General features: G+C 65.9%; 19 protein-coding genes and 1 tRNA gene. 8 read left to right on the top strand and 12 right to left on the bottom strand.

The features are described 5' to 3' along the window. The 8 genes from AC6CHY_RS18365 to AC6CHY_RS18330 all read right to left on the bottom strand — a co-directional run. The coding region (locus AC6CHY_RS18365; RefSeq protein WP_498227735.1) for an amino acid ABC transporter ATP-binding protein at nucleotides 1-778 on the bottom strand (778 nt) is incomplete at its 3' end. Then, nucleotides 765-1,430 carry an amino acid ABC transporter permease gene (locus tag AC6CHY_RS18360; RefSeq protein WP_498227733.1) on the bottom strand — a complete coding sequence of 222 codons (666 nt, stop codon included), beginning with the start codon at nucleotides 1,428-1,430 and terminating at the stop codon, nucleotides 765-767. The genes AC6CHY_RS18365 and AC6CHY_RS18360, both read right to left, overlap by 14 nt. 66 nt (nucleotides 1,431-1,496) lie before the next feature. Further along, the gene (locus AC6CHY_RS18355; RefSeq protein WP_217390110.1) at nucleotides 1,497-2,318 is read right to left on the bottom strand and encodes an amino acid ABC transporter substrate-binding protein; all 822 of its coding nucleotides are present in this window, start codon (nucleotides 2,316-2,318) and stop codon (nucleotides 1,497-1,499) included. A 187-nt stretch (nucleotides 2,319-2,505) separates the two neighbouring features. Continuing rightward, nucleotides 2,506-3,432 carry an AEC family transporter gene (locus AC6CHY_RS18350; protein ID WP_498227731.1) on the bottom strand — a complete coding sequence of 309 codons (927 nt, stop codon included), beginning with the start codon at nucleotides 3,430-3,432 and terminating at the stop codon, nucleotides 2,506-2,508. A 101-nt stretch (nucleotides 3,433-3,533) separates the two neighbouring features. After that, nucleotides 3,534-3,604, bottom strand: a tRNA-Gly gene (locus AC6CHY_RS18345). Nucleotides 3,605-3,692: 88 nt separating this feature from the next. After that, nucleotides 3,693-4,880 carry a cation:proton antiporter gene (locus AC6CHY_RS18340; RefSeq protein WP_217390115.1) on the bottom strand — a complete coding sequence of 396 codons (1,188 nt, stop codon included), beginning with the start codon at nucleotides 4,878-4,880 and terminating at the stop codon, nucleotides 3,693-3,695. A 17-nt stretch (nucleotides 4,881-4,897) separates the two neighbouring features. Next, a complete protein-coding gene (locus AC6CHY_RS18335; RefSeq protein WP_217390117.1) occupies nucleotides 4,898-5,380 on the bottom strand; it encodes a cation:proton antiporter regulatory subunit in 483 nt (160 codons plus the stop codon). A 61-nt stretch (nucleotides 5,381-5,441) separates the two neighbouring features. Continuing rightward, a complete protein-coding gene (locus tag AC6CHY_RS18330) occupies nucleotides 5,442-5,945 on the bottom strand; it encodes an SseB family protein (protein WP_217390119.1) in 504 nt (167 codons plus the stop codon). A gap of 109 nt (nucleotides 5,946-6,054) precedes the next feature. On the opposite strand from AC6CHY_RS18330, the gene AC6CHY_RS18325 reads away from it, so the two are divergent. Further along, nucleotides 6,055-7,761 (top strand): fumarate hydratase, encoded by a 1,707-nt coding sequence (locus AC6CHY_RS18325; RefSeq protein ID WP_217390121.1) that lies wholly within the window; start codon nucleotides 6,055-6,057, stop codon nucleotides 7,759-7,761. Nucleotides 7,762-7,933: 172 nt separating this feature from the next. On the opposite strand, the gene AC6CHY_RS18320 is transcribed toward AC6CHY_RS18325, so the two are convergent. After that, nucleotides 7,934-8,767, bottom strand: coding sequence for a M15 family metallopeptidase (locus AC6CHY_RS18320; RefSeq protein ID WP_498227729.1), 834 nt, complete (start codon nucleotides 8,765-8,767; stop codon nucleotides 7,934-7,936). A 176-nt stretch (nucleotides 8,768-8,943) separates the two neighbouring features. Here AC6CHY_RS18320 and dcd point away from each other — a divergent pair, with 176 nt between their 5' ends. After that, nucleotides 8,944-9,525: a dCTP deaminase gene (gene dcd / locus AC6CHY_RS18315; protein WP_217390125.1), complete on the top strand. Its 582-nt coding sequence runs from the start codon at nucleotides 8,944-8,946 to the stop codon at nucleotides 9,523-9,525. A gap of 85 nt (nucleotides 9,526-9,610) precedes the next feature. Here dcd and AC6CHY_RS18310 read toward each other — a convergent pair whose 3' ends face one another. The 3 genes from AC6CHY_RS18310 to AC6CHY_RS18300 all read right to left on the bottom strand — a co-directional run bounded on the left by AC6CHY_RS18310 (nucleotide 9,611) and on the right by AC6CHY_RS18300 (nucleotide 12,534). Next, complete coding sequence (locus AC6CHY_RS18310; protein ID WP_498227743.1) at nucleotides 9,611-10,018, bottom strand: GNAT family N-acetyltransferase; 408 nt, start codon at nucleotides 10,016-10,018, stop codon at nucleotides 9,611-9,613. A gap of 117 nt (nucleotides 10,019-10,135) precedes the next feature. Beyond that, nucleotides 10,136-11,164 carry a malate dehydrogenase gene (locus tag AC6CHY_RS18305; RefSeq protein ID WP_498227727.1) on the bottom strand — a complete coding sequence of 343 codons (1,029 nt, stop codon included), beginning with the start codon at nucleotides 11,162-11,164 and terminating at the stop codon, nucleotides 10,136-10,138. A 26-nt stretch (nucleotides 11,165-11,190) separates the two neighbouring features. Further along, nucleotides 11,191-12,534 carry an MFS transporter gene (locus AC6CHY_RS18300; protein WP_498227725.1) on the bottom strand — a complete coding sequence of 448 codons (1,344 nt, stop codon included), beginning with the start codon at nucleotides 12,532-12,534 and terminating at the stop codon, nucleotides 11,191-11,193. A 247-nt stretch (nucleotides 12,535-12,781) separates the two neighbouring features. Between AC6CHY_RS18300 and AC6CHY_RS18295 the strand changes: the two genes are divergently transcribed. From AC6CHY_RS18295 to mnhG, 6 genes are read left to right on the top strand one after another with little or no spacing between them, the layout of a single operon-like run. Next, nucleotides 12,782-15,769 (top strand): Na+/H+ antiporter subunit A, encoded by a 2,988-nt coding sequence (locus AC6CHY_RS18295; RefSeq protein WP_217390131.1) that lies wholly within the window; start codon nucleotides 12,782-12,784, stop codon nucleotides 15,767-15,769. Beyond that, a complete protein-coding gene (locus AC6CHY_RS18290; protein WP_498227723.1) occupies nucleotides 15,766-16,230 on the top strand; it encodes a Na(+)/H(+) antiporter subunit C in 465 nt (154 codons plus the stop codon). The genes AC6CHY_RS18295 and AC6CHY_RS18290 overlap by 4 nt, the downstream gene beginning before the upstream one ends. After that, nucleotides 16,227-17,855 (top strand): Na+/H+ antiporter subunit D, encoded by a 1,629-nt coding sequence (locus AC6CHY_RS18285; protein ID WP_498227721.1) that lies wholly within the window; start codon nucleotides 16,227-16,229, stop codon nucleotides 17,853-17,855. The genes AC6CHY_RS18290 and AC6CHY_RS18285 overlap by 4 nt, the downstream gene beginning before the upstream one ends. Beyond that, complete coding sequence (locus AC6CHY_RS18280) at nucleotides 17,852-18,466, top strand: Na+/H+ antiporter subunit E (RefSeq protein ID WP_217390135.1); 615 nt, start codon at nucleotides 17,852-17,854, stop codon at nucleotides 18,464-18,466. Before AC6CHY_RS18285 ends, AC6CHY_RS18280 begins: the two co-directional genes overlap by 4 nt. After that, nucleotides 18,463-18,726: an MrpF/PhaF family protein gene (locus AC6CHY_RS18275; protein ID WP_217390137.1), complete on the top strand. Its 264-nt coding sequence runs from the start codon at nucleotides 18,463-18,465 to the stop codon at nucleotides 18,724-18,726. Before AC6CHY_RS18280 ends, AC6CHY_RS18275 begins: the two co-directional genes overlap by 4 nt. After that, entirely contained in the window at nucleotides 18,726-19,133 is a 408-nt protein-coding gene (gene mnhG, locus AC6CHY_RS18270) for a monovalent cation/H(+) antiporter subunit G (RefSeq protein ID WP_217390139.1), read from the top strand. Before AC6CHY_RS18275 ends, mnhG begins: the two co-directional genes overlap by 1 nt. The last annotated feature ends 45 nt before the right edge of the window (nucleotides 19,134-19,178 follow it).

Genomic DNA, 19,178 nt, shown 5'->3' with positions numbered 1-19,178 from the left:
ACGGGTTGAGCAGGCGGTGCACGAATTGCTGGGTGCGTTCGTTTTGCGGAGCCCGCAACACGACCTCGGGGTGGCCGCGCTCGACCACCACGCCCTGGTCCATGAAGACGACCTCGTCGGCGACCTCGCGGGCAAAGGCCAGCTCGTGGGTCACCAGGACCATGGTCCAGCCCTCGTCGGCCAACTCCTTGATCACCTTCAGCACGTCTCCGACCAGTTCCGGGTCCAACGCCGAGGTCGGCTCGTCAAAGAGCAGCAGCGAGGGCCGGAGGGCCAGCGCCCGGACAATGCCGACCCGCTGCTGCTGCCCGCCGGAGAGCTGGTGCGGGTACTGGTCGCGCTTGGCTTCCAGCCCGACCCGCGCCAGCAGCACCTCCGCTTCGGCAACCGCCTCCTTGCGCTTGCGCCGCTGCACCTGGACAGGGCCCTCTATCACGTTCTCCAGCACCGTCATGTGGGGAAAGAGATTGTAGTTCTGGAAGACCATGGCGCTGCGGGTGCGCAGGACCTGCGCCTGCTTTTGAGTCGTCCCGCGATCGAAGGCCACGGCGGGCCCGTCGCTGAAGGCAACCTCGCCGCCGTCCGGGATCTCCAAGCCGTTCAGGCAGCGCAGCACCGTCGTCTTGCCGGAGCCCGAGGGGCCGATCAGCGCAAGCACCTGTCCCTTGCCGATTTGCAGGTCGATGGACTTGAGGACCTGGTGGTCCCCGAAGCTCTTCTGCAGGTCGGTCACCTTCAGCAGCGCGGGGGCATTCGTGCCGGGGCTAGTGTGCGACATAGCGGTCAAGCCTTCTTTCCAGTCGTGTCTGGCCGGCGGAAAGCACCAGGCAGACCACCCAATAGACCACGGCCGCCTCGATGTACACCAGCAGGAATTCCTGGCTGAAGGCGGCGATTTCCTGGGCCCTGCGGAACAGCTCGGTGAACAGGATCAGCGAGGCCAGGGAGGTGTCCTTGACCAGGGAGATGAAGGTGTTCGACAGCGGGGGCACCGACACCCTTGCGGCCTGCGGCAGGATCACCCGGCGCAGCGTGGTGGTGCGCGACATGCCGATGGTGTAGCCGGCCTCCCACTGGCCCTTGGCCACCGCGAGGATGGCCGCGCGGATCACTTCGGCCGCGTAGCCGCCCACGTTCAGCGAGAAGGCGATGACGGCGCTGGGCCAGGGGTCCAGGGTCACCCCGATGGACGGCAAACCGAAGAAGATCACGAAAAGCTGCACCAGCAGCGGGGTCCCGCGGATCACAGAGATGTAGGCGCGGGCGATGAACGAGACCACCGGGTTGCGGCTCAGCCGCATCAGCGCCACGACCAGCGCGATCGCCAGGCCGATGGCGAAGCTCAGCAGCGACAGGGGAATGGTCCCGACCAGCCCTCCCTGGACGATGGGCCAAAGCGAACTGCCGACAAGCTCCCAATCGACATCCATGGGCAGTACTCCTTTGCAAGGTGGGGTCGCGGGCCGCAGGGATGCGGCCCGCGGCGATGCCGGGTACTACTTGGTGACGTCGGCCCCGAAGTACTTCTCGGAGATCTTGGCCAGGGTGCCGTCCGCGGCGAGCTCGTCCAGGGCCTTGTCCACGGCCTTGACCAGGTCGTCGCTGCCCTGGCGGAATGTCACGGCACTGAGTGACTTGTCGGTGGTTTCTGCGGCGATCTTGATGCCGTCGTCCTGCTTGGTCTTCTGCGAATCCAGGTAAGTCAGCTTGTCGTTGATGGTGGCATCCACGCGACCTTGCTTCAGCAGCGTGATGGCCTGGGCCCACCCTTCCACGGCTTCGACATTGGCCCCCGAGTCCTTGGCCAGCGTGTTCCAGTTGCTCGTCAGCGACTGGGCGGTGGTCTTGCCCTTCAGGTCCGCGAAGGAGGAAATATCGCTGTTCCCGGCCTCGGTCACGATGACGCCGGTGCTCACGGTGTAGGGCTTGGAGAATTCGTACTTGGCCTCACGCTCCGGGGTTATGGAGACCTGGTTGGCGATGACGTCGAAGCGTCCCGCCTCCAGCCCGGCAAAGATCGCGTCCCACTGGGATTCCTCGAACTTGGGCTCAACGCCGAGCTTTTGGGCCACGGCAGTCACGATTTCCACGTCGAAGCCGGTCAATGCGCCGGTCCCGCCCTCGTGGAAGGAGAACGGCTTGTAGGTGCCTTCGGTGCCGACCTTCAGGACACCCGCGTCCTGGACCTGCTTCAGGGTCAGGCCGGTGGCGGTTCCGGTGGCCGCCGGCGATCCCGAGGGCTCGGTCGAGCCGCCGCATCCGGTGGCAGCCAGGGCGAGCACTGCCGTTGTCATTAAGGCGATGATTTGACGTTTCATGGGAAACGGTCCTTTCGGTGGCGATTGTTCAAGCGCCGGCGGGGGGAGCGGGTCCCTTGGGGCAAGGGGCCGCGTTCCGCGTGGCCAAATGAATCCTGATCAGACGCTAACACGGAGGTGGGGCTGGCATAAGCCTTTTATTCCCCCGTGCGTCGAAGGGCCGTCCAAACCGGCCGATCCGTATCGCTCAGGCCAGCAGCAGGGGAATGAACATCATGGCCGGGACGGCGACGATGGTGGTGAGCAGGACGGTGTCCTTGGCGAGCACCACGCCGCGCTCGTAGCGCGAGGCGGTCACGAAGATGTTTTGGGCGGTGGGAAGTGCCGCCATGATCACCGCGACAAACACGGCGTCTCTATCCAGCCGGAAGAGCCAAACCGACAGGGCCCAGGCAACGACGGGCTGGAAAAACAGTTTCATGCCCGTGGCCAGCAGCGTGTCGGCTCGCCGCCCGCCCGAGGCCTCCAAGGGCTTGGATCCAACCAGGGAAATGCCGAAGGCAATGAGCATGGCCGGAATGGAGGCGCCGGCGATCAACTCGATCGGGTCGGCCAGCGGCTGGGGGAGCGTCAAATCGAACAGCGCGCACACCAGGCCGGCCAGGGAACCGACGATCATCGGGTTCTTCAGCGTCTGGACCAACATGGAAAACACGGTGGTGCGGTGCCTGGAGGTGCTGGCGTCCAGGATGGCCAGGCACACCGGGGAGAACAACGCCAGTTGCCACAGGATCACCGGCGCAGCATGTGCCATGTCACCCAGGACATAGAGGGCGATGGGCAGTCCGAGGTTTGCCGAGTTCACGGTGGAGGCACTCATCGCGCCAATGGTCGACTCGGTCAGGTCGCGGCGCAGCCACCATCGGGTAACCAGCACGAAGACGACGGCCGTGGCCAGGGACGACATCGCCGCAACTCCCAGGAAGGGGCCAAGCACCGAAGCGGGATCCGACTCCGCCAGGGTGGTGAACAACAATGCGGGGCTGGCCACGAAGAAGGTCAGGCGGTTCAGCACATACCGGGCGTTTTCCCCCAGCACGCCGCTTCGACCGACGAAGTAACCCACGACGATGACCGTCCACACCACGGCAAAACCAGAGAGTACGCCATTCATTGGACTCGGATTCCCACTTTCCCCTATTCGGCGCACCGCACCGAGGGGTGCCCCTTAACGCATTGGGACCCGGCCGCAGGCCGGGTCCCAATTTCATAGCGAGCGGGCGACGGGAATCGAACCCGCGTGTCCAGCTTGGGAAGCTGGCGCTCTACCATTGAGCTACGCCCGCAGTGCTCCGGGAAGCCTATTGGCGTCCCGGGCAAAAAACAGCATATCCCAAAGTGGGGTGCCAAAACCTAATCGGGAATCCCGGCGCGTCAAAAAGCGACGTCGGGTGCCGGCGACGCCTTGGGCATGAACGGCCTGGCCAGCGGCTCGGCCAGGCGGGCCGCCACCGGCCCCAGGACCGCCAACAGCAGCACGTAGGCCGTTGCCAGCGCGGCAAGTTCGCCGGTGATGGCACCGGAGGCCACGGCCAGTCCGGCAATGACAATGGAAAACTCGCCGCGGGCGATCAGCGCGACACCGGCGCGGACCCGTCCCGGTATCCCGATGCCGGCCCGCTTTGCCGCCCAGACCCCGGTGGCGACCTTCGTCAACGAGGTGACGATGGCCAACAAGATGGCCATCGGCAGGACCGCGGGAATGCTGGTCGGATCGGTGTTCAGCCCGAAGACCACAAAGAACATGGCGGCAAAAAGGTCCCTCAGCGGTTCAAGCACCTTGGTTGCCGAGTGCGCGGTCGACCCGGAAATGGCAATGCCGAGCATGAAGGCGCCCACCGCCGCGGAGACCTGCAGCGCCGATGCCAGCCCCGCGACCAGCAACGCCGCCCCGATGAGCTTGAGCAGGAAGTTTTCCCGGTCCGAGGAATGGATCAGCCGCGAAATCTGCGGCCCGAAGCGCAACGCGGCCAACAGCACCAGCGTGATGGTGCCCATCGCAATGCCCACCGCACGCAAACCGCCCAGAAATCCGAGCCCGGCCAGGGTGGCGGTGAGCACCGGCAGGTAGATGGCCATGGCGAGGTCCTCGAGCACCAGGATGGAAAGCACCACCGGGGTCTCGCGGTTGCCCAGCCTGCCCAGGTCGGAGAGCACCTTGGCGATGATGCCGGAGGACGACACGTAGGTGACGCCGCCAAGGACCAAGGCCCCGGTGACGCCCCAGCCCATGATCAGTGCCAGCCCGGCTCCCGGGGTGAAATTCAGGACCAGGTCAACGACTCCCGCGAGCCACGAACTTTTCAGCCCAGTGACAAGCTCGCGGGCGGTGTATTCCAGCCCCAGCATGAGCAGGAGCAGGATCACCCCGATTTCGCTGGCGATCTCCCCGAACTCCGAAACCCCGGCCAGGTTGACCACGCCACCGCTGCCAAAGAGCAGGCCGCCGAGCAGATACAACGGAACCGGTGACATCCCGATTCGTGCTGCCAGGCGTCCCAGCAGGCCAAGCCCCAAGAAAACGGCGCCGAGCTCAACGAGTATTAGCGCAGTGCCGTGCATGAACCGTGCACCTCCCCTTAGCCGTCGTTGATCAGGTGCGCTGCGTTTTCCAGCCCTGCGGAGGTGCCGACAATGATCAGGACGTCCCCCCCATTGAGCTCAAAATCGGGTGTGGGGGAGGGGAACACCTTTCCGCTGCGGGAAATGGCGACAACAGAGGTTCCCGTACGGGTCCGCAGGCGGGTGTCGCCCAGGGTCTGGTTGACGTAGGGGCTCTCGTGGCTCAGGACGAATTGCTGGGTGTTGACCCCGGGCAGGTCGCGATGTTGGTCCGTCAGCTGGGTCACCAGCTGCGGGGCGCCGAGCATGGCACCGATGGCGCCGGCTTCCTCAACGCTCAACGGAATGGACGCGGCGCAGGCGTCGGGGTCATCGCGCTGGGAAATGATCAACTGCATGGTTCCATCACGCAGGATCACCACGCCCACCCGGCGCCCTGACGCGAGGATTATTTCGCGACGGACGCCGAGCCCGGGCAACGACGTATCTTCAAAATCCATGCTCCCACTCTAGTCCGCAGGACACGCAAAACGGAGGCGCGGATACGGCGACGGGGCAGGGTTACTTGTTTCCCTCGCCGGAGGGCTTCTTCAGCGTTCCGTCGAGGTTGAATTCCTCCCGGATGGTCCTCACCCCGGCGGCATCGATTTCAAAGCACAGCTCATGCCCGGGGTTGATGACCAGCCCGGTGTCCTGCAGCGAGCGGACGACTGTCCCGCCGAGCACCTGGACGCCATACGGGGCGACGTCAATGTAGGCGCCGGGGATCCGGGCCAGATGCGTGAACAGGGCGATCACCGGTTCGCCCGAGGCGTTCTGCAAGATCATCGGCTGGGCATTCGTGGCCTCGCCGGCGACCTCCTCGCGACTGAGGAAATATACTTCCGAGTTCATCAACGAGGCGATGACTTGGCCGTTGAGGGCGGGGTCGTTCTGTGCGGCACGGATCATCATTTCAAAATGGGTGGCCGGTTCATTGCCGGTAACCGTCGGCTCGATGCCCAAGGCAGCCTGGATGTCGTCGGTGCCTGCGGTGGACTTGGCTTGCTGGTTCTCTTCACTCATGCACCCAAGCATGTCTACATTGCGCCCGTCGGCGCAACCCGATGTCTGGTTGTTCGCCCAACCGTCCTAAACTAGGGGGAAACGAATTGAATCTTTTGCAAGGAAGCCCATGCCCGAATTCCAGTATGAAGACATCCTGCCCATCGGGGCGGACGAGACCACCTACCGCCAGATTTCCACCGATGGCGTGCGCACCGTCGAGGGCCCCGGCGGCCGGACCTTCCTCGAAGTGGATCCGGAGGCGCTGGAAAACCTGGCCACCACCGCACTTCACGACATCTCCCACTACCTGCGCCCGGCGCACCTGCAGCAGCTGCGCAACATCCTCGACGACGAGGACGCCAGCCCGAACGACAAGTTCGTCGCGCTGGACCTGCTGAAGAACGCCAACATCGCAGCCGGCGGCATCCTGCCGATGTGCCAGGACACCGGAACGGCAATCGTCATGGGCAAGCGCGGCCAGCACGTGCTGACCGCCGGCACGGACGAAAAGGCCCTGTCCAAGGGCATCTACGACGCCTACACCACGCTGAACCTGCGCTACTCGCAGCTGGCCCCGCTGACCACGTGGGAAGAAAAGTCCACGGGCAACAACCTGCCCGCGCAGATCGAGCTTTACGCCGACACCGAGCCGGGACACGAGAACCAGTACAAGTTCCTGTTCATGGCCAAGGGCGGCGGCTCGGCCAACAAGTCCTTCCTCTACCAGGAAACCAAGGCGATCCTCAATGAGAACGCCATGCTGAAGTTCCTCGACGAGAAGCTGCGCTCGCTGGGCACGGCCGCCTGCCCGCCGTACCATCTCTCCATCGTCATCGGCGGCACCTCCGCCGAGTTCGCGCTGAAGACCGCCAAGTACGGTTCGGCCAAGTACCTGGACAACCTGCCCACGACCGGCGCCATGACCGGACGCGGCTTCCGCGACATCGACCTGGAGGAAAAGGTCCTTGAGCTGACCCGCCACTTCGGCATCGGTGCCCAGTTCGGCGGCAAGTACTTCTGCCACGACGTGCGTGTTGTTCGTTTGCCGCGCCACGGTGCCTCGCTGCCGGTGGCCATTGCGGTCTCCTGCTCCGCCGATAGGCAGATGCTGGCCAAGATCACCGCCGACGGCGTGTTCGTGGAGCAGCTGGAGACCGATCCGGCGCGCTTCATGCCCGAGGCATCGCACCCGGCGCTGGCAGCCCACGACGAGGAGACCGACGGCGTCACCGGCACCGGTGGATCCTCGGTGGTCAAGATCGACCTGAACCAGCCGATGGCGCAGATCCTTGCCGAGCTGGACAAGCACCCGGTCAAGACCCGCCTGTCGCTGTCCGGCCCGCTGGTCGTGGCCCGCGACATCGCACACGCCAAGATCAAGGAACGCCTGGATGCCGGCGAGGAGATGCCCCAGTACCTCAAGGACCACCCGGTCTACTATGCAGGTCCGGCCAAGACCCCCGAAGGCATGGCCTCGGGTTCCTTCGGGCCCACCACTGCCGGACGCATGGACTCCTACGTGGACCAGTTCCAGGCGGCCGGCGGTTCCATGGTCATGCTGGCCAAGGGCAACCGTTCCAAGCAGGTTACCGACGCATGCAACGCCCACGGCGGCTTCTACCTGGGTTCCATCGGCGGACCTGCGGCACGCCTGGCCCTGGACTGCATCAAAAAGGTCGAGGTCGTCGAATACGAGGAACTCGGCATGGAAGCAATCTGGAAGATCGAGGTCGAGGACTTCCCGGCGTTCATCGTGGTTGACAACAAGGGCGAGGACTTCTTCGCCGAGACCCTGAAGCCGACCTTCACCGGCATCCCGGTCCGCGCCAAGTAGGCCGCGGCAGGAAAAATCCCCAAGGCATCGGATGATGCGGGCGCAAACCCGCATCATCCGATGCCTTTTTGCTGCGTCGTGCCGTGCCTTGGGCCCGTCGTCGGGGCGCCATACTACGTGAATTGCGGCGCACACCGTGGCCGGAATTCGGGTGGGGTGCCGGGGCTACTCGCTAGCGCGCGAAGTCGAAGCCGATCGACCAGTCGCGATAGGGCGGCAGGAACCGCAGGATCAGCAGCGATTCGCGCTGTTTCTTGATCTCGGCCGCGGTGGGCGGCTTGACCTTGGACGCCTTGACGAGGGCAGCGTGGAAGGCCTCGAAGGTCTCGGCCTTGGACTTCTCCATGGCCTTTGCCTGGTCGACCCCGATAAAGCGCAGATGCCACGGCTCGTACTTGTAGCCTGTCACCTTTTCGCCGTCGGACGGGTATCGAATGATGAAGCCAAAGTCAGCCGCGTTCGCAGCCAGCCATTTTCCGCCATCGGTTTCGCCGAAGCAGGCCTTGAGGTCGCACACGCCACTGCTGAGCCCCAGGTCCGCAGCCAGTCCGAGCTGGTGTTCACTGGTTCCGGCCGGGGCGGAAATCCGGGTGGCGTAGTCGGTGCCGTAGCGCGCCTTGTATCCGTTGAACAGGGCGATCTGCCGGTCGTAGGAACGGTACGCGCTGAGCACGCTCAGCGACTGGGCGTCCTTGCGAGAGGCCTTGAGCAGTTTCTCGAGTGCCGTTGCCGCATCCTTGCGCAATTCCATCCCGGTGCCGGACACCGTCCGCAGGTCCTTCGGCTTGTAGTTCGCGGGATCCAAGGGATGGTCCCTGCTCACCAGGGCGAGGTAGGAATCCTGGTCCTTCGTCAGTTCATCGGTGGTCGGTGCCTTCAACCGCGTTTCGGCGCGCACCTTCATGGCCGCGGCGTCCACGGGGGCGGCCTGCGCGGCGAGCGGGGCCGCCAGCACGAGGGCGGAGCCCAACAGGATGGCGGGAAGGCCGGCACGAAACAAAGACACGATGTCCCTTCGGGAAAACTGGATGGAGCCCTTTCAGGATAACCGCAGACCGCGTGATTCCGCCCATGCCAAGCGGGTGCATATTCCCGTAGGCAGCCCGCGCTCGGCCGGTCGCCACCCATCCACCCAGGACTCCGATGCCGGAACCACGCGCCAAATGGGATATTTTGGGTACTGTGCTGATTTCTGATGGTGATATTCGACGCGAGCTGGCCTCCGAACGTATTAAGTTGGACCCCTTCGACCCGGCGATGATCCAGCCGGCAAGCGTGGACGTGAGGATTGACCGGTTCTTCCGGCTCTTCGACAACCACAAATACGCCCACATCGATCCGGCGCTGGACCAGCCGGAACTGACCAGGCTGGTGGAAGTCGACCCGGACGAGCCGTTCATCCTGCACCCCGGCGAATTCGTCCTGGGTTCGACCTATGAAACGGTTACGCTGCCCACGGATATCGCCGCACGCCTCGAGGGCAAGAGCTCGCTGGGCCGCCTTGGCCTGTTGACCCACTCCACGGCCGGCTTCATCGACCCCGGGTTCTCCGGACACGTGACCCTGGAACTGTCGAACATGGCGACCCTGCCCATCAAGCTGTGGCCGGGATCGAAGATCGGGCAGCTGTGCTTCTTCAAGCTCTCCTCCCCGGCCGAGCACCCCTACGGTTCCGGAGCCTACGGGAACCGCTACCAGGGACAGCGCGGCCCCACGGCGTCGCGCAGCCACCTGAACTTCCACAAGACCACGCTGGAAAACTAGGCAAAAGCTAAATGCGGGTGCGGGCCGGCGGAGGATTCCGCCGGCCCGCACCCGTGTTCCAGGCGTCGCCCTGGCCCGGTCCAGCCTAGAGCACCAGCTTCATGCCCTCGTGGCTTGCCTCGAACCCCAGCCGTTCATAGAAGCGGTGGGCATCGGAGCGGCTCTTGTCGGTGGTCAATTGCACCAGTGAGCAGCCGCCGTCGCGCGCCAGCTCGATGGCCCACTGGATGAAGCCCCTGCCCAGGCCGAGCCCCCGGAAATCCGCGTGGGTGCGCACCGCCTCGATCTGGGCGCGCCAGGCCCCGCGGCGGGAAAGACCTGGAATGAAGGACAGCTGCAGCATGGCGACAACGCGTCCGGCGCTCTCGCACACCAGCAGCCGGTGTGCCGGATCCTTGTCGATGGCGGCAAAGGCAGCGAGGTAGGGCTCCACGTCCACGTCGGCGTCGGCAACCGGGTCGCGCGACGCCCCGAGGGGGTCGTCGGCGAGCATCGCCAGGAGCGCGGGAAGGTCGCCCCGGACCGCATCACGCACCGCAACCTCCTGCCCGTCCAGCTGCAAAACAGTGCTCCGCTCCACGAAAAAACTTCCTTTTCACGGGAAAACCCGTTAGATGAGCCCCAGGGACTTGACCATGTCGCGTTCCGCTTCAAGCTCCTTGAGGGAGCTGTCGATCCGGGCCCGCACGTCCGCGGCCACCGAAAGTCCCTGCTGGATCTCCCAGGCGCCGTTGCGGGAATGCACCGGGAAGGAACTGACCAGTCCCCGCGGCACGCCATAGGACCCGTCGGAAAGTACCGCCGCCGACGTCCAGGAACCGGAGGTTCCCAGGACCCAGTCGTGGACATGGTCGATTGCCGCAGCGGCCGCCGAAGCCGCCGAGGAGGACCCACGGACCTCGATGATCTCGGCCCCGCGTCCGGCCACCCGCGGAATGAACGTCCCCTCGAGCCACGCCGCCACCTTGTCCGTGCCGCCGAGGGCTTCGGCCAGGGCGTCCGGCAGCGGGCGTTGGGAGCCGTCGGCGCCGGTGAGGATGGCGTGGGAGATGTCGGGGACCTGGGTTGCCGAGTGGTTGCCCCAGATGATGACGTTGCCGATCGAGGCCACCCCGACATCCAGGGTGCCGGCCAGCAGGCCGAGCGCCCGGTTGTGGTCCAGGCGGGTCATGGCGGTGAAGCGCTCGGCCGGGACATCCGGTGCATGGGCGGCGGCGATCAACGCGTTGGTGTTCGCCGGATTGCCCACCACCAGGACCCTCACGTCATCGGCGGCGCCGACGTTGATGGCGGCGCCCTGCGGGCCGAAGATGGCGCCATTGGCCGCGAGGAGGTCCCCGCGCTCCATGCCCGGACCACGCGGCCGGGCACCAACCAGCAGCGCAACATTGGTGCCGTCGAAGGCCCGCTCGGCATTGCCGGTGACCTCGATCGAATCCAGGTTGGAGAACGCACAATCCTGCAGCTCGAGGGCGGTGCCCTCGGCGGATTTCAGCCCGGCCGGGATCTCCAGCAAGCGCAGCCTGACAGGGGTCGCAGGCCCGAACATGGCTCCCGAGGCGATGCGGAAGAGCAACGCATACCCAATCTGTCCTCCGGCGCCGGTCACGGTCACTGTCACGGGTTCATTGATGCCCATGGCTCCCATGGAACCACCAACGCCGGTCAAAGGCCACGTTCCAGCGGCGTCGGGCCGTGGCGCGGTGCCCGCACCGGGATCAGCAGGAGCAGTCCGAGCAGCAGGACCGCCAGGATGCCCAGGATGCCGTAGCGCTGGGCCTCGGCCACGTGCGGGGACGCCAGCGCGATGGCCGCGGCAAAGAGGGCGGGGGCCAGGAAGCTGACGGCGCGGCCGGTGGTGGCGTAGAGCCCGAAGAGCTCGCCCTCCTGACCGACCGGCGCCAGCCGGGCCAGGAACGCCCGGCTGGATGACTGGGCCGGGCCGACGAACAGGCACAGCAGCAAACCAAAGATCCAGAAGCCCGCGGCACCGGGGGAGAGGAAGACGCCCAGGCCGGCGACCAGCAACCCGACCAGCGAGCCGATGATCACGCGCTTGGGGCCGATCCTGTCGTCGAGCAGCCCTCCGACCATGGCGCCGAGGGCCGCGACGACGTTTCCGACAATGGCGAAGATGATCACCTGCTGCAGCGGGAACCCGAAGGTTCCCGCGGCGATGATCCCGCCGAAGGTGAACACCGCGGCCAGCCCGTCTCGGAAGACCGCGCTGGCCAGAAGGAAGAAGACGGTATGGCGGTCCTTGCGGGCCAGGGCGACGACCCGGCGCCACAGCTCGGCGTAGGACTGCAGGATGGTGAAGCGCGGCCCGCCCGATTCGCCAGGGATCTCGGGGACCGCGAAGAGCACCGGCAGGCCGAATCCCAGGAACCAGACCGCGGAGAACACCGCGACAAGTCGCAGGTTCAGGGCACCGGCCTCCGAAGCGCCCGCCCAGTCGAAGAGCGGGGTCACCAGGGTGAACAGGACGATGGCCAGGGCCAGGATGCCGCCGAGGTAGCCCATGCCCCAGCCGAAGCCCGAGACCTTGCCGATGGTGGAGGGGGTGGAGATCTGCGGCAGCATGGCGTTGTAGTTCACCGTCGCAAACTCGGAAAAGACCGAGGCCAGCGCGATGAGTGTCACGCCGAGGACCAGGAACCGCGGCTCGGGGAAGACGAAGAAGCAGGCGGCGGTGAGCACCGCAACGATCACCGTGTTCACACCCAGCCAGAAGCGGCGGCGCCCCCCGGCATCCGAACGCAGCCCGGTCACCGGGGCCAGCAGCGCGATTGCCACCCCGGCGATCGCCAGCCCGTTGCCCAGCACCACCGAGTTGGCGTCCTTGTCCCCGAAGAGGTCGCTGGTCAGGTAGACCGTGAAGACAAAGGTCGTCATCACGGCGTTGATGGCGGCCGACCCCCAGTCCCAGGAAGCCCACGCCATGACTGGTTTGGTGATAATTCTCTGCCGGTCGGTCGAGGCCGACGGTGCCGCAGGAAACTCGCTCATGGGTGCATCGTAGCCGCATCGAACCAACAACGGGGAAGCAGCGAAATAATGCATCCCGGCGTGCCGCCGGAATGTCCTTTTCCGGACGGGTCTTAAACAATCCGAAAAGAAGAATTATTCCCCAACATTTCATCAGCTGAATCCCGGGTCAAATCACTTGGCGGGAGATGTCGGCTGATAAGCTGAAAGCTGCCTTTTTGACCGTTTTGCCGCCAGGGCACTGGCCCGCCGACCATAGGAGATACGTGTGCTCCTTGTCCTGATTGCGCTTTTTGCCGTTGCCGGAATTGCGCCATTCATTTTTCGAGTTCTGGGCCGTTCGACGTTCTACGTTTTGGCGGCCGTCCCGGCGTTGGCCTTTGTCTGGCTTGTGGCGAATTTTTCGAGCTTTACCGGGACCGACCAGTCCATTGCCAGCGGAGGGCCGAACGCGCCCCCATCCGAGCTCTATAGCTGGATCGGCCCGCTGAATGCCCATCTGGATTTCCGGATGGATGCACTTTCCGCGGTGTTGTGCCTCCTGGTGCTCGGGGTCGGTGCCCTGGTGCTGTTCTACTGCGCACGGTATTTCAAGAACGAGGATCCCCACACCGGCGCCTTCGGCGCCCAGTTGCTGGCCTTCGCCGCGTCAATGTTCGGCCTGGTGACCGCCGACGACATGCTCCTGCTGTTCATCTTCTGGGAACTGACCACGATCCTGTCGTTCCTGTTGATCGGGTTCAACCGCACCCGCATGAGTGCCCGGCGTTCGGCCCTGACCGCGCTGATGGTCACGACCTTTGGCGGCCTGACGATGCTGGCGGGCCTGATCATGCTCGGCCACGCCGCCGGCACCTACCGCATCTCCGAGATCATGGCGATGGCCCCGGAACTGACCGCCCTGGGCACCTACATCGACGTGGCCATCGCCCTGGTGCTGATCGGTGCGATTTCCAAGTCCGCGTTGGTCCCGTTCCACTTCTGGCTTCCCGGTGCCATGGCCGCCCCGACGCCGGTCTCGGCCTACCTGCACGCGGCCGCCATGGTCAAGGCAGGCATCTACCTGGTCGCCCGCCTTGCCCCCGGCTTCGACCAGACCGCCTTCTGGCAACCCATGCTGCTGTGGGTCGGCCTGGCCACCATGCTGATCGGCGGCTGGCGGGCGCTGCGGCAACACGACCTCAAGCTGCTGCTGGCCTACGGCACGGTCTCCCAGCTGGGCTTCCTGATCTTGATCCTTGGCATGGGCACCCCCAACGCCTACCTGGCGGGCCTGGCGATGATGCTGGCCCACGGTTTCTTCAAGGCGACGCTCTTCCTGATCGTGGGGATCATCGACCACAAATCCGGCACCCGTGACATCCACCAGCTCTCCGGGCTCTACAAGTCCTCGCCGCTGCTGTTTGTCGTTGCCGCCATTGCCGCGGCCTCCATGGCCGGATTCCCGCCGGTCTTCGGCTTCGTGGCCAAGGAAGCGGTTTTCGAGTCCCTGCTGGAACATGCCCGGGGCAATGGCGCCACCGGCGTGGTGCTGCTCATTGGCGTGGTCATCGGGGCCATGATGACCTTCGCCTACTCCGCGCGTTTCCTCTGGGGCGGCTTTGCCGCCAAGGCAGGCATGAAGACCACCACCTTCCCGAAAGTGCCGCTGCTGTTCCTCACGCCGCTGCTCGTGCTCACCGCCGCCACCGTGGTCTTCGCCTGGATCCCGCAGGTGCTCGAGGGGGCCATCGCACCGTACATCGGGCTGTTCGGCCCCGCAGAGGACCCCATCCACCTGGGGCTCTGGCACGGGTTCACCCCGGCGCTGGGCCTGAGCATTCTGACCATGGTCATCGGCGCGCTGCTCTTCCTGGGCCGCAAAAGGATCTTTGCCTTCCAGTCCAGGGTCCCGCCGGTCTTCGATGCCGAACGCGATTACAAGTTCCTGATCACCATCCTGGACAACCTGGCGATCTGGCTCACCGGCCGGACCCAGCGCGGTTCCCTGTCCTTCTACCTCGTGGTGATCCTGACGGTGGCGCTGGTGCTTCCGGCGACCACCGCGATCTTGCTCAACACCCCCGCCCCGGGAAACTTCATTGCCTTCGACCACCCCGCCCAGCTGGTCATCGGGCTCATCATGGTCGTGGGTGCCATCGGGGCGGTGCAGGCCAACCGGCGCTTCCTGGCCGTGTTGATGGTTTCGGTCAGCGGCTACGGGATGGCGGCGATCTTCGCCCTGCAGGGCGCCCCCGACCTGGCCGTCACCCAGCTCCTGGTGGAAACCATTGTGTTGGTGGCCTTCGTGCTGGCCCTGCGCGCGCTGCCCGTGGAACTGTGGGCCAAGAACCCCACGGGACACCGGCTGGGCCGTGCGCTGATCGGCATCGGCTTCGGTGCGTCGATGATCTACATTGCCGCCACCTCCATGGCCTCGCGCGTGGCCGACCCCATTTCGCTGGCCTACCCGGAGCTTGCCTACACCGGCGGGGCGGGCAAGAACATCGTGAACGTGACCCTGGTGGACATGCGCGCCTGGGACACCTTCGGCGAGATCACGGTGCTGGCGGCCGCCGCCACCGGCGTCGCCTCGCTGATCTTCGTGCGCGGGCGCGGCGACAAGCGGCTGCGCGTCGCCGCGGTGCCCTCCGGATCGGTGGACCACGGCTCCGAGGCCATCGGCGGCAAGAACCCGAGCCGCGCCGGGCTGAAAGTGGCAAGGACGTTCGCTGCCTCCGCCCGCGACTCCTGGCTGGTGGCCGGCCACACGCTGGCGCCCGAGCGCCGGTCCATCACCTTCGAGGTGGTCACCCGGCTGCTCTTCCACACCATCCTGCTGGCCTCCGTGTACCTGCTGCTGGCGGGGCACAACACCCCCGGCGGCGGCTTTGCCGGCGGCCTGCTGGCCGGGCTGGCGCTGACCATCCGCTACCTGGCCGGTGGCCGGGTGGAACTGGCCGAGGCCACCCCGGTGAGCCCGGGGACGCTGATGGGCACCGGGCTGGGGCTCGCGGCGCTCACGGCGGCGGTGCCGCTGTTCTTCGGCGCGCAGATGTTCACCTCCGCCGCCATCGAATTCACCTGGCCGCTCTTCGGGGAGCACAAGTTCGTGACCTCGACGATCTTCGACATCGGGGTCTACCTGGTGGTGGTCGGACTGGTCATCGACGTGCTGCGCTCCCTGGGCTCGGAGATCGACGACCGGTCCGAGGGCCGCAGCCCCACCGACACGCATGACATGGTTTCCGACGCGGAGACGGGAGTGGGACGTTGAGCACCAATATCACCTTGCTCATAGTGATGGGCATCCTTTTTGCCGTGGGGATCTACCTCCTGCTCGAACGTTCCCTCACCCGGGTGCTGCTGGGCATCGTGGTGCTGGGCAACGGGGTGAACCTGCTGATCCTCTCGGCCGGCGGGCGCCGCGGCGAGGCCCCGCTGTACCAGTCGGCGCTTGACGCGCAGGAATACAGCGACCCGCTGCCCCAGGCACTGATCCTCACGGCCATCGTGATCACCTTCGCGGTGACAGCGTTCATGCTGGGGATCATCTACCGCTCCTGGGTGATCTCCCGGGCCGACGTGGTCGCCGACGACGACGAGGACCTTCGCGTCTCGCAGCAGTCGACCTTCGACTTCGAGGAAGACTCCCCGGTCCCGGAGGACACCACCGAATTCGAGGGGGACGAGTCAGTGCCTGCAGGGAACACCAAGGAAGCGGGGCCCAGCGCATGATCGATGCACCACTGAGCGCCGTTTCATTCGCCCCGCTGGCGGTGGCCCTGCCGATCTTCGGCGCGGCACTTGCCTTCATCCTGCGCCGCAAGCGGCGCACCCAGCGCGCGGTCACCATTGGCGTGCTGGTGATCACCCTGTGCCTCGAGGCCTGGATGCTGGCCACGGTCTGGGACGGCGGGACCTACTCGGTCACCCTCGGCGGCTGGGCACCGCCCTTCGGCATCTCCATGGTCGTTGACGGCTTCTCCGCCTTCATGCTGGTGGTCTCCACCATCGTCTCCCTGGCCGTGCTGCTCTACGCCACCAGCCAGGGCCTGGCCGACGGGGACGAGGACGGGCCGGTGTCGATCTTCCACCCGGCCTACCTGATCCTGGTGGCGGGCGTGTCCAACGCCTTCCTGGCCGGGGACCTGTTCAACCTCTACGTGGGCTTCGAGATCCTGCTGACGGCCTCCTACGTGCTGTTGACGCTCGGCGGGACCACCGCGCGCATCCGCGCCGGAACCACCTACGTGGTGGTCTCGGTGGCCTCCTCGCTGCTGTTCCTCATCTCCATCGGCATGATCTACGCGGCCGTGGGCACCGTGAACATGGCCGACCTGGCGGTGAAGCTGCCGCAGATCTCCGAAGGCACCCAGACGGTGCTGCACGTGATGCTGCTGGTGGCATTCGGGATCAAGGCCGCGGTCTTCCCGCTGTCCTTCTGGCTCCCCGACTCCTACCCGACGGCCCCTGCCCCCGTCACCGCGGTGTTCGCCGGGCTGCTGACCAAGGTCGGCGTCTATGCCATCATCCGCACCGAGACCCTGCTGTTCCCCGGGAACCGGCTCTCGGATGCGCTGATGGTCGTGGCCGGGCTGACCATGCTGGTGGGAATCCTCGGCGCCGTGGCACAGACGGACATCAAGCGCATGCTTTCCTTCACGCTGACCAGCCACATCGGCTTCCTGATCTTCGGCGTCGCCGTGGGCAACCAGCTGGGCCTCGGGGCGACCATCTACTACGTGGCCCACCACATCGTGGTGCAGACCTCGCTGTTCCTGGTCGCGGGCCTCATCGAGCGCCGCGCCGGCACCTCGAACATCGACCGGCTCGGTTCGCTGGCCAAGCTTTCGCCGTTGCTGGCGCTGCTCTTCTTCGTCCCGGCCATGAACCTGGGCGGCATCCCGCCGTTCTCCGGGTTCCTGGGCAAGCTCGGCCTGGTCCAGGGCGGCGCCGAGCTGGGCACCCCGATGGCCTGGGTGCTGGTGGCGGTGTCGCTGCTGACCTCGCTGCTGACCCTGCTGGCCGTGGCCCGCATCTGGAACAGGGCGTTCTGGCGCGATGCCGAGGACGCCTCGGACCCGGACCCGCTGCTGCTCGTTGGCGTTTCCGCGGCGCGCGGGGCCACCTACGACATCGTCGCCGACGAACCGGCCAGCCGCTACAGCGACCGCGGAAACGCGGCCCTGCTGCCCAACGGCATGTTGGCCATGACCGCCGCCCTGGTGCTGGTGGGCGTGGCGTTGACGGTGTTTGCCGGGCCGCTCTTCGACTTCAGCGACAGGGTGGCCGGACAGATGCTCGATGAGGGCAACTACATCGAGGCCGTCCTCGGAGCCGGAGAGGGGCAAGCACGATGAGCAGGGAACAACGTCTGGCCGACGCCAAGGACGAGAGCGGGCAGCGCCAGCGATCCACGCTGCGCCAGGAGATTCCGCTGCTGGTAGGGATGATGCTGGTGTGGGGCGCGCTCTGGCAGGACTTTGCCATCGGAAACCTGGTGTTCGGGCTGCTGATCTCGCTGCTGCTGGTGCGGGTCTTCCGCCTGCCGCCGATCATCCTTTCGGGGCGTTTCAACATCTGGCGTGCCGTGGTCTTCATCGGGGCGTTCCTGCGGGACGTGACGCGGGCCAGCTTCGAGGTCATGTACCTGGCGGTGTTCCGCGGGCCGCGGACCACCAGCGCGGTCATCACCGTCACGCTGCGCACCGAGTCTGACCTGCTGGTCACCTTCGTCGGCCACGTGCTGACGCTGGTGCCCGGATCCTACGTCGTCGAGGTGGACCGACGGTCCTCCACGCTGTACCTGCACGTGCTCAACGTCAACGACCAGGCGGGCGTGGAAAAGGCCCGGGCATCGGTCCTGCTGATCGAGGAACGGCTGATCCGGATGATGGGCACCGCCGAGGAACTTGCGGCGCTGAACGCCGAGAAGACGGAACCAAGCAAGGAACACGGAGCACCTTCATGAACATCGTCCTGTGGATTTGCGGAATCACGCTCTCGATTGCGGCCTGCCTGGCCATCGTCAGGCTGGCCAAGGGCCCGTCCATCCTGGAGCGCGTCATCGCCACCGACGTGCTGCTCCTGATCATCTCCGCGGCGCTCTGCATCGAGATGACCGTCAACCAGCACGCCAACAACCTGGTCTTTGTGCTGCTGGCCTGCCTGGTCGGGTTCGTCGGGTCGGTCACGGTTTCCCGCTTCGTCACGGATCGGAGGAACGCCTGATGCTTGACACGCTCATCGACATCGTTGCCGGGACGTTCATGATCGTCGGCTGCCTGATGTCCCTGGCCGCGGGAATCGGCATGCTTCGCTTCCCCGACCTGCTCTCGCGCCTGCACGCCGCGACCAAGCCGCAGGTGCTGGGCCTGTTCCTGCTGCTGGCGGCGCTCGGGCTGGAACTGCGCTCCTGGGCGGTGCTGCCGGTGCTCGTGCTGGCCTGGTTGCTGCAGCTGCTCACCGCGCCGGTCTCGGCACACATGGTCGGACGCGCCGGATACCGGACGCGGCACCTCAAGCGCGAGACCCTCGTTGCCGATGAGCTGGCGGCGGTCGTCGAGGCCGCCGAGCAGCGGGAGGAACACGAAATCGGCCGCGACAGGCCGCGGGACCGCACCGACTTCATCGACTAGACTCCGCGGGGCCCGGGTCCGTAACCCGTGTCCCGGAGCCGGCGG

This window comes from Paeniglutamicibacter sp. GQ140 (assembly GCF_059759235.1).
This window is presented reverse-complemented; position numbering and strand designations above follow the sequence as displayed.

Coding starts and splice junctions, on each gene's coding strand:
- AC6CHY_RS18330 (WP_217390119.1), bottom strand. CDS start 5,945: ATGAGTGAAGAGAACCAGCAAGCCAAGTCCACCGCAGGCACCGACGAC.
- AC6CHY_RS18325 (WP_217390121.1), top strand. CDS start 6,055: ATGCCCGAATTCCAGTATGAAGACATCCTGCCCATCGGGGCGGACGAG.
- AC6CHY_RS18305 (WP_498227727.1), bottom strand. CDS start 11,164: ATGGGCATCAATGAACCCGTGACAGTGACCGTGACCGGCGCCGGAGGA.
- AC6CHY_RS18285 (WP_498227721.1), top strand. CDS start 16,227: ATGATCGATGCACCACTGAGCGCCGTTTCATTCGCCCCGCTGGCGGTG.
- mnhG (WP_217390139.1), top strand. CDS start 18,726: ATGCTTGACACGCTCATCGACATCGTTGCCGGGACGTTCATGATCGTC.
- AC6CHY_RS18355 (WP_217390110.1), bottom strand. CDS start 2,318: ATGAAACGTCAAATCATCGCCTTAATGACAACGGCAGTGCTCGCCCTG.
- AC6CHY_RS18310 (WP_498227743.1), bottom strand. CDS start 10,018: ATGCTCGCCGACGACCCCCTCGGGGCGTCGCGCGACCCGGTTGCCGAC.
- AC6CHY_RS18340 (WP_217390115.1), bottom strand. CDS start 4,880: ATGCACGGCACTGCGCTAATACTCGTTGAGCTCGGCGCCGTTTTCTTG.
- AC6CHY_RS18360 (WP_498227733.1), bottom strand. CDS start 1,430: ATGGATGTCGATTGGGAGCTTGTCGGCAGTTCGCTTTGGCCCATCGTC.
- AC6CHY_RS18335 (WP_217390117.1), bottom strand. CDS start 5,380: ATGGATTTTGAAGATACGTCGTTGCCCGGGCTCGGCGTCCGTCGCGAA.
- AC6CHY_RS18275 (WP_217390137.1), top strand. CDS start 18,463: ATGAACATCGTCCTGTGGATTTGCGGAATCACGCTCTCGATTGCGGCC.
- AC6CHY_RS18280 (WP_217390135.1), top strand. CDS start 17,852: ATGAGCAGGGAACAACGTCTGGCCGACGCCAAGGACGAGAGCGGGCAG.
- AC6CHY_RS18350 (WP_498227731.1), bottom strand. CDS start 3,432: ATGAATGGCGTACTCTCTGGTTTTGCCGTGGTGTGGACGGTCATCGTC.
- AC6CHY_RS18300 (WP_498227725.1), bottom strand. CDS start 12,534: ATGAGCGAGTTTCCTGCGGCACCGTCGGCCTCGACCGACCGGCAGAGA.